This window comes from Chryseobacterium sp. HNCC26DJ239 (assembly GCF_057180445.1).
In genome coordinates this window covers 357,904-372,406 of sequence record NZ_JBXUGJ010000002.1, presented here as the reverse complement: position 1 = coordinate 372,406, position 14,503 = coordinate 357,904, and the positions used below count along the sequence as shown (strand labels likewise).

21 protein-coding genes are annotated in these 14,503 nt (G+C 35.9%); 6 read left to right on the top strand and 15 right to left on the bottom strand.

What is annotated here, in order from left to right; genetic code table 11:
- Positions 1-13: 13 nt before the first annotated feature.
- Positions 14-4,390 (bottom strand): phage tail tape measure protein, encoded by a 4,377-nt coding sequence (locus tag AC2A1D_RS05455; protein WP_484042618.1) that lies wholly within the window; start codon positions 4,388-4,390, stop codon positions 14-16.
- A 406-nt stretch (positions 4,391-4,796) separates the two neighbouring features.
- On the opposite strand from AC2A1D_RS05455, the gene AC2A1D_RS05450 reads away from it, so the two are divergent.
- The 6 genes from AC2A1D_RS05450 (at position 4,797) to AC2A1D_RS05425 (ending at position 6,905) form a co-directional block, all read left to right on the top strand.
- Positions 4,797-5,228, top strand: a complete 432-nt coding sequence (locus AC2A1D_RS05450; RefSeq protein ID WP_484042617.1) for a hypothetical protein — start codon at positions 4,797-4,799, stop codon at positions 5,226-5,228.
- Positions 5,229-5,291: 63 nt separating this feature from the next.
- Positions 5,292-5,501, top strand: coding sequence for a hypothetical protein (locus tag AC2A1D_RS05445; protein WP_484042616.1), 210 nt, complete (start codon positions 5,292-5,294; stop codon positions 5,499-5,501).
- Complete coding sequence (locus tag AC2A1D_RS05440) at positions 5,482-5,664, top strand: SymE family type I addiction module toxin (protein ID WP_484042615.1); 183 nt, start codon at positions 5,482-5,484, stop codon at positions 5,662-5,664. The genes AC2A1D_RS05445 and AC2A1D_RS05440 overlap by 20 nt, the downstream gene beginning before the upstream one ends.
- Positions 5,645-6,070, top strand: a complete 426-nt coding sequence (locus AC2A1D_RS05435) for a DUF6943 family protein (RefSeq protein WP_484042614.1) — start codon at positions 5,645-5,647, stop codon at positions 6,068-6,070. The genes AC2A1D_RS05440 and AC2A1D_RS05435 overlap by 20 nt, the downstream gene beginning before the upstream one ends.
- A gap of 11 nt (positions 6,071-6,081) precedes the next feature.
- Positions 6,082-6,723 (top strand): DUF3560 domain-containing protein, encoded by a 642-nt coding sequence (locus AC2A1D_RS05430; protein WP_484042613.1) that lies wholly within the window; start codon positions 6,082-6,084, stop codon positions 6,721-6,723.
- Positions 6,714-6,905: a hypothetical protein gene (locus AC2A1D_RS05425; protein ID WP_484042612.1), complete on the top strand. Its 192-nt coding sequence runs from the start codon at positions 6,714-6,716 to the stop codon at positions 6,903-6,905. Before AC2A1D_RS05430 ends, AC2A1D_RS05425 begins: the two co-directional genes overlap by 10 nt.
- 94 nt (positions 6,906-6,999) lie before the next feature.
- On the opposite strand, the gene AC2A1D_RS05420 is transcribed toward AC2A1D_RS05425, so the two are convergent.
- The 14 genes from AC2A1D_RS05420 to AC2A1D_RS05355 form a co-directional block, all read right to left on the bottom strand.
- Positions 7,000-7,464: a hypothetical protein gene (locus AC2A1D_RS05420; protein ID WP_484042611.1), complete on the bottom strand. Its 465-nt coding sequence runs from the start codon at positions 7,462-7,464 to the stop codon at positions 7,000-7,002.
- Between the two features lie 35 nt (positions 7,465-7,499).
- Positions 7,500-9,215, bottom strand: coding sequence for a hypothetical protein (locus AC2A1D_RS05415; protein ID WP_484042610.1), 1,716 nt, complete (start codon positions 9,213-9,215; stop codon positions 7,500-7,502).
- A complete protein-coding gene (locus AC2A1D_RS05410) occupies positions 9,190-9,831 on the bottom strand; it encodes a hypothetical protein (RefSeq protein WP_484042609.1) in 642 nt (213 codons plus the stop codon). Before AC2A1D_RS05410 ends, AC2A1D_RS05415 begins: the two co-directional genes overlap by 26 nt.
- On the bottom strand, positions 9,806-10,138 hold the full coding sequence (locus tag AC2A1D_RS05405; protein ID WP_484042608.1) for a hypothetical protein: 333 nt from the start codon (positions 10,136-10,138) through the stop codon (positions 9,806-9,808). Before AC2A1D_RS05405 ends, AC2A1D_RS05410 begins: the two co-directional genes overlap by 26 nt.
- A complete protein-coding gene (locus tag AC2A1D_RS05400) occupies positions 10,135-10,716 on the bottom strand; it encodes a hypothetical protein (protein ID WP_484042607.1) in 582 nt (193 codons plus the stop codon). Before AC2A1D_RS05400 ends, AC2A1D_RS05405 begins: the two co-directional genes overlap by 4 nt.
- Complete coding sequence (locus tag AC2A1D_RS05395) at positions 10,703-10,999, bottom strand: hypothetical protein (RefSeq protein WP_484042606.1); 297 nt, start codon at positions 10,997-10,999, stop codon at positions 10,703-10,705. The genes AC2A1D_RS05400 and AC2A1D_RS05395 overlap by 14 nt, the downstream gene beginning before the upstream one ends.
- A gap of 61 nt (positions 11,000-11,060) precedes the next feature.
- Positions 11,061-11,897, bottom strand: coding sequence for a hypothetical protein (locus tag AC2A1D_RS05390; RefSeq protein ID WP_484042605.1), 837 nt, complete (start codon positions 11,895-11,897; stop codon positions 11,061-11,063).
- An 80-nt stretch (positions 11,898-11,977) separates the two neighbouring features.
- Positions 11,978-12,190 carry a hypothetical protein gene (locus AC2A1D_RS05385; RefSeq protein WP_484042604.1) on the bottom strand — a complete coding sequence of 71 codons (213 nt, stop codon included), beginning with the start codon at positions 12,188-12,190 and terminating at the stop codon, positions 11,978-11,980.
- Between the two features lie 14 nt (positions 12,191-12,204).
- Positions 12,205-12,393 carry a hypothetical protein gene (locus AC2A1D_RS05380; protein ID WP_484042603.1) on the bottom strand — a complete coding sequence of 63 codons (189 nt, stop codon included), beginning with the start codon at positions 12,391-12,393 and terminating at the stop codon, positions 12,205-12,207.
- A complete protein-coding gene (locus AC2A1D_RS05375; protein ID WP_484042602.1) occupies positions 12,386-12,640 on the bottom strand; it encodes a hypothetical protein in 255 nt (84 codons plus the stop codon). The genes AC2A1D_RS05380 and AC2A1D_RS05375 overlap by 8 nt, the downstream gene beginning before the upstream one ends.
- Positions 12,612-12,932, bottom strand: a complete 321-nt coding sequence (locus AC2A1D_RS05370; RefSeq protein WP_484042601.1) for a hypothetical protein — start codon at positions 12,930-12,932, stop codon at positions 12,612-12,614. The genes AC2A1D_RS05375 and AC2A1D_RS05370 overlap by 29 nt, the downstream gene beginning before the upstream one ends.
- A gap of 232 nt (positions 12,933-13,164) precedes the next feature.
- Positions 13,165-13,671, bottom strand: a complete 507-nt coding sequence (locus AC2A1D_RS05365; RefSeq protein ID WP_484042600.1) for a DUF4468 domain-containing protein — start codon at positions 13,669-13,671, stop codon at positions 13,165-13,167.
- Between the two features lie 83 nt (positions 13,672-13,754).
- Positions 13,755-14,165 carry a type II toxin-antitoxin system HicB family antitoxin gene (locus AC2A1D_RS05360; RefSeq protein ID WP_484042599.1) on the bottom strand — a complete coding sequence of 137 codons (411 nt, stop codon included), beginning with the start codon at positions 14,163-14,165 and terminating at the stop codon, positions 13,755-13,757.
- Positions 14,166-14,214: 49 nt separating this feature from the next.
- Positions 14,215-14,370, bottom strand: coding sequence for a type II toxin-antitoxin system HicA family toxin (locus AC2A1D_RS05355; RefSeq protein ID WP_484042857.1), 156 nt, complete (start codon positions 14,368-14,370; stop codon positions 14,215-14,217).
- Positions 14,371-14,503 lie beyond the last annotated feature (133 nt).

Here is a 14,503-nt window from a genome sequence, read left to right as displayed (position 1 = left end):
AGGCATAATAATATTAATTTTTACTATTGTTTCTTAAATTCTTGTACATTTCTTGACTTTCAGAGATTGCTTTACCATTTTTAGCATTCTTCACAAAGCGCCCGGTAACTCCTTTATCTCTTAAATCACGCATCACGGTCGTGCACTCCGCAATTATCGCCATTGCACTAATTAAAAGCTCATCACTTCCTGACGAGGCAGGACCAGTCGGCATCAACCCATTTTCAAAGCCTTCTACTCTTTGAATTTCATTCATATACATTTTATTAACTTTTGGATCTATCCTTCTTAAAGTCTTACCCGAAACTACCAGTTCCGGCATTGAAGCACCCGCTTCACCTACAAGCATCGTAGGCTCATTATAAATACCTGTTTTTGATTTTTTGCGACGAGCATTGAACAACTTGTTATCCTGTTCACGCAATACAGGGTAGAAACCATCTTCAGCACCAGGAGCCGAAGGAAGTGGTGTACTCATAATTGTGCCGATTTGCACAGCTCCTAAAGCCGCTGCAACTGCCATCATTGCCATACCTACTGGAAAGAAAGGAGTCGTATTCGCCGCATTAATTACCGACATTGCCACACCTGTAATTGCTTGCGCAATCTGAAGATCTCTCTGTCTTTTAGCCGCTTGATATTCAATTTCAGCTTTTTTATTATCAAGCTCACTATCAATTAAAATTGATTGTTTTTTATACTCTTCTTGAGATATAACACCTGAATCAAGTTGACTCTTCAACCTTTTTTTCTTCCTATCAGAAGCCACCTCCATTTGTGTTAACATCTTTTGCTCATTAGCTTGAACAAATGAAGAATAAGCAGCAAACATATTCTGCATCACAGACACCGCTGCACCTACTTTTTGAATTTTTTCAGCAAGATTATCCGTATTGGTAAACATCGCTTTCCACTGATCCGGAGTTAATCCGAAAATATCAGTATTCCCACCACCAAACGAAGACAAAGCACCTCCTAGTTTTTGCTCTTCACCTTTTTTAAGCTTCGTCACTTCAGCAAGAAGAGCTGCTATTTTATCCTTGTAAGACTGAATTGTTTCAATTTGATCTGCGGTGATAAAATCAGGCGCATAATCCGCCATCATATCGAAAATATCAAGCTGCTCTTGTAAAAATGCAATCTGCTGTTCAAGTGCTTTTTGCTGATAATATTTTTCAATCTGAGCCTTTCCTTCTTCCCAAGTCTTAATTTTCCATAGGCTATCTTCAGAATAACCTTTTGAAGCTAAAAATGCTTTCTGTTGCTCAACAGACTGAGCTGTAGCAATGGTTTGATTTTGCTCCCTCGTAATGAGATTAACTCTCTTTTGAAGTGCTTCTTCTTGTTTCTTATAATCTAGAGCTAAGTACTTATCATCAAGAGCTAGAAGCTTGGTATTGGTTTTTTCTTTCTCCTGCTCTTTGATATCATCGACAATGGCATTTTCTTTAATCCATTGTTCTTTTATTTTTTCAAACTGAACTTTAAGAGCTTCTTTTTCTCTTGCGATAATTTTATCAAGGTCTGCAAAGTCTCCAGAACTAAACTTCATTTTTTCAAGTTCAGCCTGTTTTTTGCCATTTTCAGCGATTATCATCGCACGCTCCTTCTCGTAACCCTCTTTCTGATTTTCAGAGATTGCCAACTGCTTTTCTGCTTCTAGATCTACCTCTTTTTTATCATAATCTTCTTTGTGTTCAAGAATACGCTTTCGCATATTTTGATATTCATTTTCAGCTTTTTTAGCCGCTTTATCTTCATCGGTAAGCTTATGCTTTTTCTCCTTTTCCGGAAGCGGTGTATAATTAGACTTAAACTCAGGAGTTGTACTTTCTTCAGGGGCTCCAAGCAAACTATAAAGTTCCATTTCAAGCTGCTTCTTTTTCGAGCCTTTCGCAGAATTTAAAGCCTTTTGCAATTCGGCAATTCTTACCTTATTAGCTTCATTGTATTGACGAAGTAATTTATTATTTGCGTTAATTTGATTAAGAATAGTAACTCCTTTGTTATGCTCTTCAAAGCTTCCAAACATTTTTACCGCTGAGTCAGCACGTTCTTTGTTGTAAGAATATGGTTCACGAAGTTTGTTTCGATCCTGCTGTTCTTTCTCCCTTGCTGCAGCTCCTTTTGCATATTCAAGCTCAAGCTTTGCATTTTCATCATAAACACTTTGTTTTGCCGCAGCTCTCGCTCGTATACGTGCAGACAAATCAATTTGAGCGGCTAACTCTTTGTAGACAACAGAAAGCTTTTTTGTCGCCATATACTCCTTATCAACAGTTCCCATAAATTCAGGGTGCATCTTGATAAGCGCCTCATAAGATTTCTTTCTAATCTCCTGCGACGTATTCTCGTCACGAAGAATCGCAACTAAATTGGCAACACTATTTTTATAATCTTCAACAGCAGACTTTCCTTTTTGTAAAATTTCATTTTGTTGAGATTGATATCTATTATTTTCTTCAAATCGCTTTTTCTCAGCTTCTCGCAACTCTTCAGAACTTTTTCTAAATAACATGTAAGCAGTAACAACAGCCATTACAACAGCCAATACAGCACCCCACGGATTTGCTTTAGTCACAAGATTCAATCTTTCCTGGGCAACAGTTTGTAAGTTGGTGGATCCTGTCAATTTGCCAATTGCTAAAGCTCCATAACCTATACTAGCGTTCCATATATTCTGAGCAACTGCTGATGTTTTATTGAGCAGTTCACTTACTTTCTGAACAACTGTATACGCAAGAAGTCTTTCTTTAACTTTTGTTAAAGTCAGCTCTGATAAAGCTAAAGCAGTGTTGTAACTAAAAATTGCAACAACAGCAACCGTTAATATTTTTACAAGAAATAAAAGAGAATCACGGAACCCCGTTACACCTCCTTCAGCATCTTCTACAACACCTAACATCTTACCCATTGTCTGAATGGTCCAATTCAAAGATTTTGCTACCGAATCACTAGTGAACATTGCGACAAACTTTTTACGAACTTTCTCGTAAATACCCGCCGCATTATTATTCACCTGGTTAAATTCATTTTGAAGCGATGTTGCATCCGACAAGGCTTGATTTGATAATTCAATTGATTTACGGAAGCGATCCGTATTCTCGGATGCTGCCCCAATAATTGAGATAACTTCATTATCATTAAGCTTCAAGCCATCGAGAATAGAAGCTAGAGCAGTAGTATCTAAACCTTTAGCACCTTCACTAAATTTGAGGAAGAATTGCAGAGGATCTTTATTGATAAGCGATTCAACTTCTTTTTGAGAAATGTGCATTACTTGGGCAAAAGCCGCCGTATCTTTTGCAGCAGTTCTTACAAACTTTGAATATCCTGAAGAAGCTCTTTCTGCATCTACCCCACTTTCTTCAAAAGCAGCACCCAAAGCCATAGTTTCAGCCACAGTTGGTTTGAGATTGGCAGGCAACTGACCAATCCTTAAAGTAAAGTCAGCGATATTACCTTCAGAAGCCGCACCATCTGCACCTAATTCATTAAGAGCCGAACCTATCTTATTGATTGCGTCGGCATAAGTAAGCTCCTTAGTTCCGTCAAATAAACCTTTTATCTTACCAATCTTTTCCGCAACCTTCTCAACACCCCCTTCAAATGAATCGCCTAATGCCACATAAGCCTGATCGACAACCCGAGTAAAGTCTAATATCTCTTCTTTCGGCACACCTAGACGACCGCCGACTGTGGAGATCCTCAAAAGATCTATCTTACTCGTACGTGTATCAAAATCTGAATAGGCAGCCACTAAGTCGTTAACCTCCTGCTTAGTCATGCTTGTAGTCTTAGCAACTGCCGTTTGCGCATCTGCCATCTTATTGTTCATATCGATGGTATTCTGAATGCTTACAGCAAAGCCAGCAAGAGAAGCAGCTACCGCAACAGCGATACCTGAGTATTGATTAAACTTGTCGCTTAAATTTTGAATTGACCAAGAAGAATTTGTTGCTCCAGTTCTTAACTCTCGAAGTCTATCGGTTAACTGCTGATACTCTTCTCTTGCACTATCTAGACCAGAACCGGCTGCCATGTCATTCATTGCGAATCGCAAATCATTAGCCCTTCTGGTCAATTGCTCCATAGTAAGATTCATGATGTTCATCCCTTTGATTTCATCATCAATCTTTTGCCTATTGGAATCAAAAGCAGCTGACAGTTTTTTTATCTCCTGTTCATTCTTCTTGTACTCTTCAGAATCTTTCTTGCGCTGTTTACTTAACTGCTTTTGTCTTTCATTAAGATCCTTCAATCGAATCGACAAAACATTATTCGCCTTCTCTAAATCTAAAACTCGTTTTTGCGCTTCATCTCCGTTAACAACAATCTTGAGCTTGAGTATTTCGTCCGATATAACCTTGGCCATTGTTTTTTTTTGCAATGTTATCTCAATGCCTTCGCAATCGTTGTTACAACAAAAGTGTCAAAGAGGATTCACAGCCGATTAAAATCGGTGCGAGAGCCCTATTGGTGGGCGTTTTCAACCATATTTCCACGAAAAAACGCCTTTTGCAACTGCAAATACGATTCTCGGCGGCGTCGGGCAGAGTATCACACACCTAAACCCTAAAAATCATTTTTTAGGGTTTAAGCGTTGATAATCAGTTATTTGATTGTTTTTGTTGTAAATTTTTGTAATGAAAAACGACTTTTTATAAGTGAAAAATGAATTGTTTAGAATTGATAAAAATTAAGAGTTTTTCTATAAAACCACTCTCTTTTTATTACCTTTTTTTTGGTAACATTGCGATATTTTCGTATATTTATATAGTTAAAACATACACATTATGAACAACTTAAACCCAAAAACAGCAGATGCAAAGACAGTAACATCTAGCACAGACACAAAAGCAACTAAAGTACAAGTTGTAAAAATTGCTAATACCCAAAATGACCAAAAACAAGGGTTGCAGGAAGCAAAAGAGAAATTAAACACCATTGTCGGACCGACAACAGCAAACCAAAGAATTAAAAACTTTGACATCATGGAAAAGCTTATAGATAAATATAAGTTTTTGAAAGAAAAACAAGACGATTTAGCATCGTTTATGGTTTCTAGGGATGGACTAAAAGAAAAAGTAATTATCTACGGAGAAAATCAAATGGCGTTTGAAATAAACAACACGCAAATCATTGAAGAAATTCTAAACATCTGTAGCGATAAACTAGATAATCTAGTTAACGAAAGCGAAGAAACGCTAATAAACTTTAATATCTAAAAAAAAATGCGCTCCTGCTGTGACGAGCGGGAGCACTTTTAAAATAATCACAATTTTAAAATCATGACTACAACTGCCCACAAAAGTATGAAATTATCTGATTGCGTGAAAGAGATACTTTTTATTAAAGGATTCGACAAAATTTTTAACTGGGAAGATTACCGATATTTTAAAAAGGTAACAGAAACAGCAATACACAGAGCCGAAGCCATTGCAAAACTATTTATTGAAGAGACTTGCGAACTTTCAGACTATGCAGAATATGAGTTTTAAAAAATTGAAAATCTGCTATCTATGGCAAGGAAAAAAGCAAGTACCAAAACTAAATATTTCGGGGGAATGGCTTAAAAATGCAGGTTTTGAAATTGGCAACAGTGTAAAAATGGAAATTATAGAAAATAAAATAATAATCTCGAATGACCATAAAAGTATATAACGGAAGAACCGCAGAACCGAACGAAATGGAAACCGTTTTTTATGTGCAAAGTAAAGGCAACCGAGCAGGGCGACCGCTAAAAGAACCACTTCCCAACTGTTGGGAAGTAAGAACGTACAGAAGCATAGATTTTGAGATTTTATACATAGTCTATGAAAGTAGAATTTTAGAGGTTTTTTCACGTGGTTCTGTGATTCCTTTCATCACCTTAACAGATTATAAAAATGTAGTTTTCCCTATTTTAGAAAAAGCAATACACAATAATAGAATCATTAACACACACTATCTGCAGATAAGAAAAATTGAAGAAAATATTTTGCACCAAGACAAAATAAAATCTTTGCTTTTCGAAATGAAAAAAACACTATCAAACGAAGTTTTTAAAAATTTATCTATTCACAATTAAACAGAAAAAAAATGAATACTTATTTTAAATATTATACTAATGTATTTTTGGCAAAATGCACAGAAAGACACCATAAAGGTGAAATTATCAACGTTACCACCAAGTATGGCAAAGAAAATGAAAGCGAGGTTTTTAATTTAATTTTTGAAAAAAATGGTTTTTTCTATTACTCCATAATAAGAGCAGACGGAACCAACGCACAGACAAGAGCAGAAGCCAAAGCGGAGAGATACAAAAACTGGTCAATTAGCGCAGAAAAAAAAGGAAACCAATATTATCAAGCTTCGCAGGAGGGAAGAGAATTTTTAGCACTCGGAGAACCTATAAAAATAGGACATCACAGCGAAAAACGACACAGGGCACTGATTGAAAGAAATTGGAACAGAATGGGAAAATCTATTGAAATGAGCGAGAAAGCAGAAGCCCACCAAAGTAAGGCGGAATATTGGGAAAGCAAAACAAACACAATTAATTTGTCAATGCCTGAGAGCATCGATTTTTACGAATACAAATTGGAGGAAGCAAAAATAAAACATGAATTTTATAAAGCCAACCCCGAAAAACGAGAGCACTCATTTTCCTTAACCTATGCAAAAAAAGCAGTAAACGAAGCAAATAAAAACCTTGAAATCGCAAAAAAACTATGGTCGTAATAAAAACCCCAATAAAAGAAAGATATCCGCAGGAAATAGCGGAAAAGCTAGAAGAAATAAAAGCAGAAATCAGAGAACGTATGAACGAAAAAGATTTTGATTTTATGGAAGTTGAAGAGATTTTCGAGGATTACGGACTAGAACCCGATTATATTTTCGAGGTACTAAATGAAATTTTATAAGAAAAGCGCCATTTATTGGCGCTTATTTTTTTATCAAAATTAACCGTTTACAAACGCTTAAAAAAAATTTTCGGCTTCGCCGAAAGGGAGTTTTTTATCCCTTCGACTCCCTGCTTCCATAAAAAACAGTTTTGGATTTCCCATTTTTATCATGTGTGATTGCCATCACGCCTTCAAGCATTTTTTGAGTTAAGAAAGTAGTTTCAGCGACAGAATTTGGACGGATATCAGGAAGCTCTTCACTCCAATTAACTTTTACTTTTTCCGGCCATAATGGTTTAAAATTGTCTCCTACAATTAAAATTTGTTTTTGTGAACCGTCAGCTGCAGTAATTATTTCCCCGCCACTTTTATAGATCCCGCTAATTTTCTCAACAACTTTTCGTGAGGAATTTTGGAAAGCATTCGATAATTCAATCAACGCCTGGCTAAATTCTGCGGATCGCACACCCAATTTAATAAGAACCTTAACTAAAATATCTTTTCGTTCTTTTTCGATTTTGTCACCATGCTTTTTGAGTTTCACAATTCTATCATTAATTCTTTTTTTATTGCTCATAAAAACTATTCACTTTCCTCACAAATTTACAAATTCTACTCACCCAAAACTTCAGGATCTGAAAAATCTTTTTGCTTACCTCTGTAAAGCTTTAGCCAAGGACGACGGCAGATTAAATATTTCAACGCATCACTCATATTCGTAGAATACATTGGAAGCTTTTCTTTTGGAAGCTTTTCTGAAGATTTATCTTTATAAATCTTCGTGATATTTTTCGAATTTTTCTTCACAATCTGCTTCGCTACATTCATTGAAGAGATCAGCTGTCTACACTGATATTTATCGATCAGAAGTTCCGGCAACTCTCGATAATTTCTATTCATAATCGCTTTCATGAATTTGAACTCAAGATCCTGCTCAATATTTCCCTGACCTCGAGACATTAAATTCACAGTCCAGCCAGTTGCAATTCCATCCGGCCATGTCTCCAAAAATTTCTTCATTTCGTTTGCCCAATCCCGCCCTACTTCTTCGTAGGCATTGGCGGAACGGTCAAAGTACAAATCAATCACTTTGTGCTTATGATTTGCAAAAAACTTCAAAAATCGCTCGCAGATTATTTCCGTTTTTTGAGAAACTGAATAAATATTTTTCAGAATCCGGAGCTGATTTCCTTGCGTTTGCCCGATTACCATCGAAATCATATTTCCAAAGTCGGCGCCAATTTCCAGGGCTTTATTTGGAATACAATATTTTAAATCAGTGGAAAAAGTTTCGGCTGCATCGCCCGTTTTATATCGATAATAATTCTCACGAATAATTCCATCTTCGTAAATATGAGTACTATCAAAAGCCACATAAAACCTTTGCCCCGCTTCAACTTGTGGTGTTTGAGATAAAACCGCCGTATTGAATTCTATTTCGCCTAAAGCAGCCAAAGCTGCCTTAAAATAATCAATTCGTAAAACGTTTACATTGACAAAGGAAGACGCTTTGTAAAAGAACGTAGAACCTTGGCGAAGCCTTGTTTTTAGAATCGAAAGCTTTTTGATTTTATTCTGAAGCTTGTGAACCAATCTTTCATTTCGCTTACGAACTGCACGGATAGAATCCGCCATCGCTTTATTAAGCTCAAGAGAAATCTGAAGCAAATATTTAATCTGCTTCGTTTTCATTTCCTTTGCCTTATCAAGAATCCAGTCGTATTCTCCAGGCATGATGATATTCGGGAAGTCAGTCGTAAATGTTACACCTAAATAATAGGCAGATTTGCCAAACATCGTAGGATCTCCACGAAGAGCCGGAAATAATCTGTCAATTCTTTTCTTTTCTAGATACTTCGCTTCGTCACCGGCAATATGCTGATAAGAGTTACCCGCTCCGGAACTGGGAGTATCCATCGAAATATAATTGAAAAAATTCCCAGTAAAAGTTGAGATGGTATGTTTGTATTCAAAAGGCGTTTTGTACGGTTTTTTGAAGTGATCCGGTGGTGGTTCGTCCACTACATAATGAATACCTTCTACCCATCCTTTACGGTTCCAGCCATCAACAATTGAGGGAACTACATTTTTAAGCAAATTTGTATAAGTATCGCCTACCAAAGCAATATAGCTATGAGGCATCTCATAGCATATATTCTGCAATCTTTCGGCTAAATAATCTGTAGTTTTACCCGTTCCTCTTCCAAGAACCAGAAACAGGTTTTGCGGCTCCATGAGATCCGTCAACATTTTGAGCCATGTTGTATAGCGAATTTCTACATCATCATAAGATTTCAGTGATTCAATTCGTACTGTCTGTCTCTTCATCGTCAAATATTTTTACAGGAAGCAACATCGCTTCTTGCTTCAATCTATCTATTGCTTTTGGCGACAATTCTTTCGTATTCTCGTCAATCCACATTTCAATTTCTTTGATGTCTTCATTACCTACTTCAAACTGATCCATGTCCATCGTGTAGACCTTAATCGGCTTTTTAAACATTTCTTTCGGTAACTCCGGCGGATCTTCTTTGTCCAGTTCTCGGAACTTGTAAGCCTTATCTGCAATACGTGATGCTTTTTCAAAATCCGAAGCAGTTTCCGCAACAGCTCTCGCCATTTCGTAGTCTTGGTCTATTTTTGCGGCATAGAAATTTCTCCAGGCTTTTTTGGAAATCTTAGAATCTGCATTGAAATATTCGAAAGCTTCGTTGTATAAATCCAAAGCTTTTATTCTATTCCCGTTCACGCTAGGCTCAAAATCTACCAAATGCTTTATAATAGCCGATCGAGAACCGTATAGATCTACACGATTCATCATCTTATAAATTTTCTCGAGCAAATTAACGTATTCCATCAACTCCGTTGGAGCAGTGGTCGACATACCCGATTCAATCCATTTATAAAGATCTTCGATGTTATAATCCGTCAATTTCTTCGCCATACATAATCGTTTTTCTGAGACTCTCAAGCCTTTGTCCGGCTCGTATTTTCATTAATTGCTGATGCGCAGTAATATTCCCCACTTTTGCATTTTCAGCGAGTTTTATCCCCGCTTCCGCATCTACAAGAAGAATTCCCCTATCGTAATGATAGCGAACAAAAGAATCGGGATTACTGAACTCTTTTCGCATTTGGTTTCGGTCCACATCGAGATACATTGCAATTTTATCGATGTCGTAACCGGCACCGCTTAAATTTTCAATTTCTTCCAGTTGTTCCTGGGCAAGTCTGATGTGAATAGCTTTCAAAACTCAAACATTTGTTTTCTGAAGTTGTACACTTCTTCGTGATTCGTAATAATGTATTGCTCAAGCTGAGCATTTTCGCTCCAGTTTCCGGAGCCTTCCAAAATAAGGTGAGAATCCCCTGCTTTTATCAGGCACACTTTTGAGTGATTCCAATAATATTTTACATGAAAATTCGGATTGTGTTTTGCGACGCCTTCTAAAACATCAATGGTCAAAGGATTTCTCTTGATCATTGAGTCGGAGATAAGCAGAGTTACATCACCAATTCTTCCATTTTGTTGCAAGTGCTGCAGTGATTCAATTACCCTTCGACTAATTGAATAAGTACTCGCAAATAATTCTTCAATAAATAGTCTTTTGCTTACCCACGGAATGAATGTAAATGCATTGAAAGCTTTTTCGGTCTGAAGAAAAAACACTTCACCAACACCGGGCATTCTTACCAATTCATCCACATTGGCTATTCTATCCAAATGATGATTTAGGTAAACAGGCAAAGAACCCGATCCGAATTCTTTCGGAGCAGGTTCTGAGTCTTTCAATTGACTAAGATCAAAGAACTTGTTAACTTTCTTCATTCTGCTCATCAATCACTATTTCGTAAGTCTTTTTTGCTTTAGACTTTTTAGCTTTTTTTTTAATTCTTCTTCGTAGAAAATTTATTTCAGCAGAAATAAATCTGTCAGAAAACATCATACCCATTGTAATCAAGACGAATATTCCAATCTTAATTGTAGAAAATTGAGGTTCTAGATTTGAAGGCCCTTTATATACCTCAAATAACACCAAGAATGTAAAAAAGAACGTCATAATCCAAAGACAAATTCGCTGTGCACGTAATAAAAAAAGATTTGTTTTCATATAAAAAATATTTAAAATTGTTTAAAAACGAGTTTTTATAACGAGACATCAAGAGCTTATGTTAAGCTCTTGAGTCTAGAATTTTCTTAGCGAGATCTCTCACTTTTATTTTTTCGTCTAAATCTGCCTGAAGCGCTTCTACCTTTTCCGGATCTTTGTTTTTTTCCAGAGCTGTTGTAGCCTTAGAAACATAAGATTTGAAGTTGGTATATTTTTTAGACAGTTCTGAAGGCGTTAAACTCTCAAGCTCACGTTCCTGTTTTAAGTCGGCGAAAATTGAATGTTCACCCAAAATTTCACCTTTATCCTGGTAATGCTGAAGTTCTGCATGAATCTCATGATTCAATTCGAAATCTTCCAAAACCTGAGCGGCAACTTTGTAAATTTCTTCGTTGGATAATGCAGGAGTAGCTAAAGACGCTACTTTATCCAGTAACTCTTTATGACCTGCTTTGTAGTTTTCGAAAGCCGTGATTGCATCCGCTGTTAAAATTTTGAATTCATTCGGGCAATCTTTGGATCTCAAAAATTCATATTTGCCGTAGATTTTTGCACCGGCTTTTGCTTCCGGAGGCATTCCCAAAATAATCTTCATTACTTTTCTGCCTTTATTTTCGGCGACAAAAGCTTCGATGTCACGATTTACGGCAGTTTGAACGACTGTATTTGCTTCGTCTGCATCTACAAAATTTCTAATATCTGAAGCTTTCAAATTGAAAAACTTCATCAAATCGTATTTCAGACTTTTGAGATTATCTGGAGAATATCCACGATTGTTATAGGATCTAAGCAGGTTAGAACCAACTGCTGCATTCATTAAATGTTGCAAACCTTGATTGTACTGCTCCTGAGGTTTAAGATTCTCATTCTTGAGAAATCTAAGTACTTCTTTGCTCATAATTATTTTTGAGCAAATTTTGGCAATTGCTGGCAATTGCTTTGTTACATTAAAAAAACCGCATTAAATGCGGTTTAAAATTAATCTTCAAATTCTGAGAGTTCGACCATAACCAAAGACTCTACTTCAGAAATAAACTCCTCCATATATTTTTCTTCGAAAAGTTTTCTTATTTTCTCTTGAAGATAGATATACCCTCCTCTCCAGGATTCAACTGCAACATCATTTTCTTGTTCTCCGTTCAAAGATTTTATTTCATTTTTTGAAAGTTCTATAAATTCGGCTTGTTTCATAATATTTTTTAATTTTAAATTTCAATTTCTTCAAACAAATCTACATCTAAATAATGAGTGGCGTAGATATCATCATCTTCCAGAACCAGGATCTGAATGCTTGCAATTTTAGAATTATCCTGAAGCTTCCATAAACTTCCGGCTTCTATCAAAATACCTTCCGAAGAGGTAATATCTTCAATATTTCTATAATATTTATTCATCTTTAATTTTTTTAAGGAGTTCGGGATCTCTGTTTAGGATCCTTAGAATTTTTCGAATGGATAAGTGAAACTCATGACGAAGCGACTTTTCGTCTGCAGACAGATCACCAGCTGCAAGATTGGCATCTTCAAAAACATGAAAAATCATGTCTTCAATATCTTCAGGAGAATTGCCGATAAGCAAATTCTGAAGCGTTAGAAATACCTCTTTCTCGTTCTCAACTGTGAGTGCGCTGTGTTTTTTCATTTTCATAGTCATTTAATTGTGAATAGTAAGAACGCACAAGTTTGATATATGCTAAAGAAAAATTTCTCTGTATAGCATAAAATTCTCTTCCGTCTGGAAGACTGAAAGACAATCTAACGTCTCCCTTTTTGAGAATTTTGTATCGAAATGACCTGAGTTTATTCTTGCGGAAGAATTCGCAAGGAGTATCTAATTTTGAAGATTTTCTAGTAAAACCTTTCTGAGCCTCTGCGCCGGCAAAGCGGAAAATATCCAACGATGGAGTATCTTCTAAATTGATTGTGCTTAGCATGTACAATATATTTAAAAGTTAATATCCTAAAAAAATTTAAGCTCCCGAAAAGGGGCTGCTAAGCTATCATAAGAATGATACAGACCTTTCGGTCTCCCCAAATCGAGAGCAATTTATTTAGAATAAATTCTCGTAAAAAACATAGGATTTTCCCTATGATAGCTTAGCGATACAAATATACATGAATTTTGGTAATATCAAAAAAAAGTTTGCAGAAATCTGCAAACCTATTTTACCAATTATCATCAACCCCTTTTACGGCTTCAATATAGTTTTTTAAGAATATTGATGAATAAAGTTCTATATCTTCAAAATACCTTTGAACTTCTTTTGTTTGCCGTCTTTCACCTGAACTTTTGAAAAATGCGCTATAAACAGTATTATTACTCCCCTTTAATTCTGAAATACTAATACGAACTTTTCCATCCTTAATATCAACCTGCATTGTGTAATAAAGTTCTAATGTTGTTTTTCCAAAAACTCCAGTAGATGGAATTTCCCATACACTTCGAATTCTAAACATCTCTCCTGGTATCTTTGACCGCAATACAAAATCCGGATTTTTAAAAACTTTATTTACCCATTTTATTGAGTTGTTATATATTTTATCAGCCGATAGACTGTCAATTAATATAACATTCTCTGCTAAAACAATTTCATTTAGTTTAGCGGTTGTTTTAATTTGACTATTACAAATAAATCCGCATATCAAAAAAATTAAAGCTAGTAGTTTTCTCATGTTTTCAAGGTTATTATTTTGGATAAAAATACAAAAAAAGACCACTCTAAAAGAATGGTCTTATATAATAATAGTTTATATTTTTATAACTGCACAGCTAAAAGCTCACGCCCTAGTTCATGCACAGCTTCCTGTATTTTCTTTGCCTGCTCTTCGGAAGCAGTAACAATCCCGTTTTTATATTTTCTTACCAAAGATTCATTCATACTTGCTTTTTTAGCAATTGATGAAATTTTAAGTTCTGGTACTAATTCAAAAAACGAAGACAAATTCATCTTATAAGTGAATTCTACATCGTCATAATCATTTGCATAAGGCTCTCCTAAATCTTTTGCCACTTCTAAGTTATCCGCAAATGCTTGTGTAAAATTACTCATTAACTCTTCGAGACTCTCTCCGAAAGTGGAGACAATCCCCTCATAATTTTGTGATGTTCCCCAATAGGTTCCATCACTGGCTTTTTCAACAAAAACCTCGATCTTCTTACCTGACATAATATTGTGTTGTTTTTATAGTTTGTTTATTAATAGAACAGGTGGGCTTTTAAAGCCCTGCCTGTTTCAGTATTGATTTCACCGTTCCTATTGGTAAATCCTTCTTAGGATGCGGTACAGTAACAATCCCTGTTTTCGTTGGATGCTTAAAGTGATGGTGACTTCCTTTTGTCCTCTCGAGAATCCATCCATCAGCTTCAATCATCTTTATTAATAAACTAGATTTCATGCTTCAAAGATAAGTAACATTTTTGTTACCTGCAAATATTTTGTAACATTTTTGTTACTTTTTTTCAGCCATAAAAAAAACGACTGCAAAAATTGCAGTCGCTCAGCAG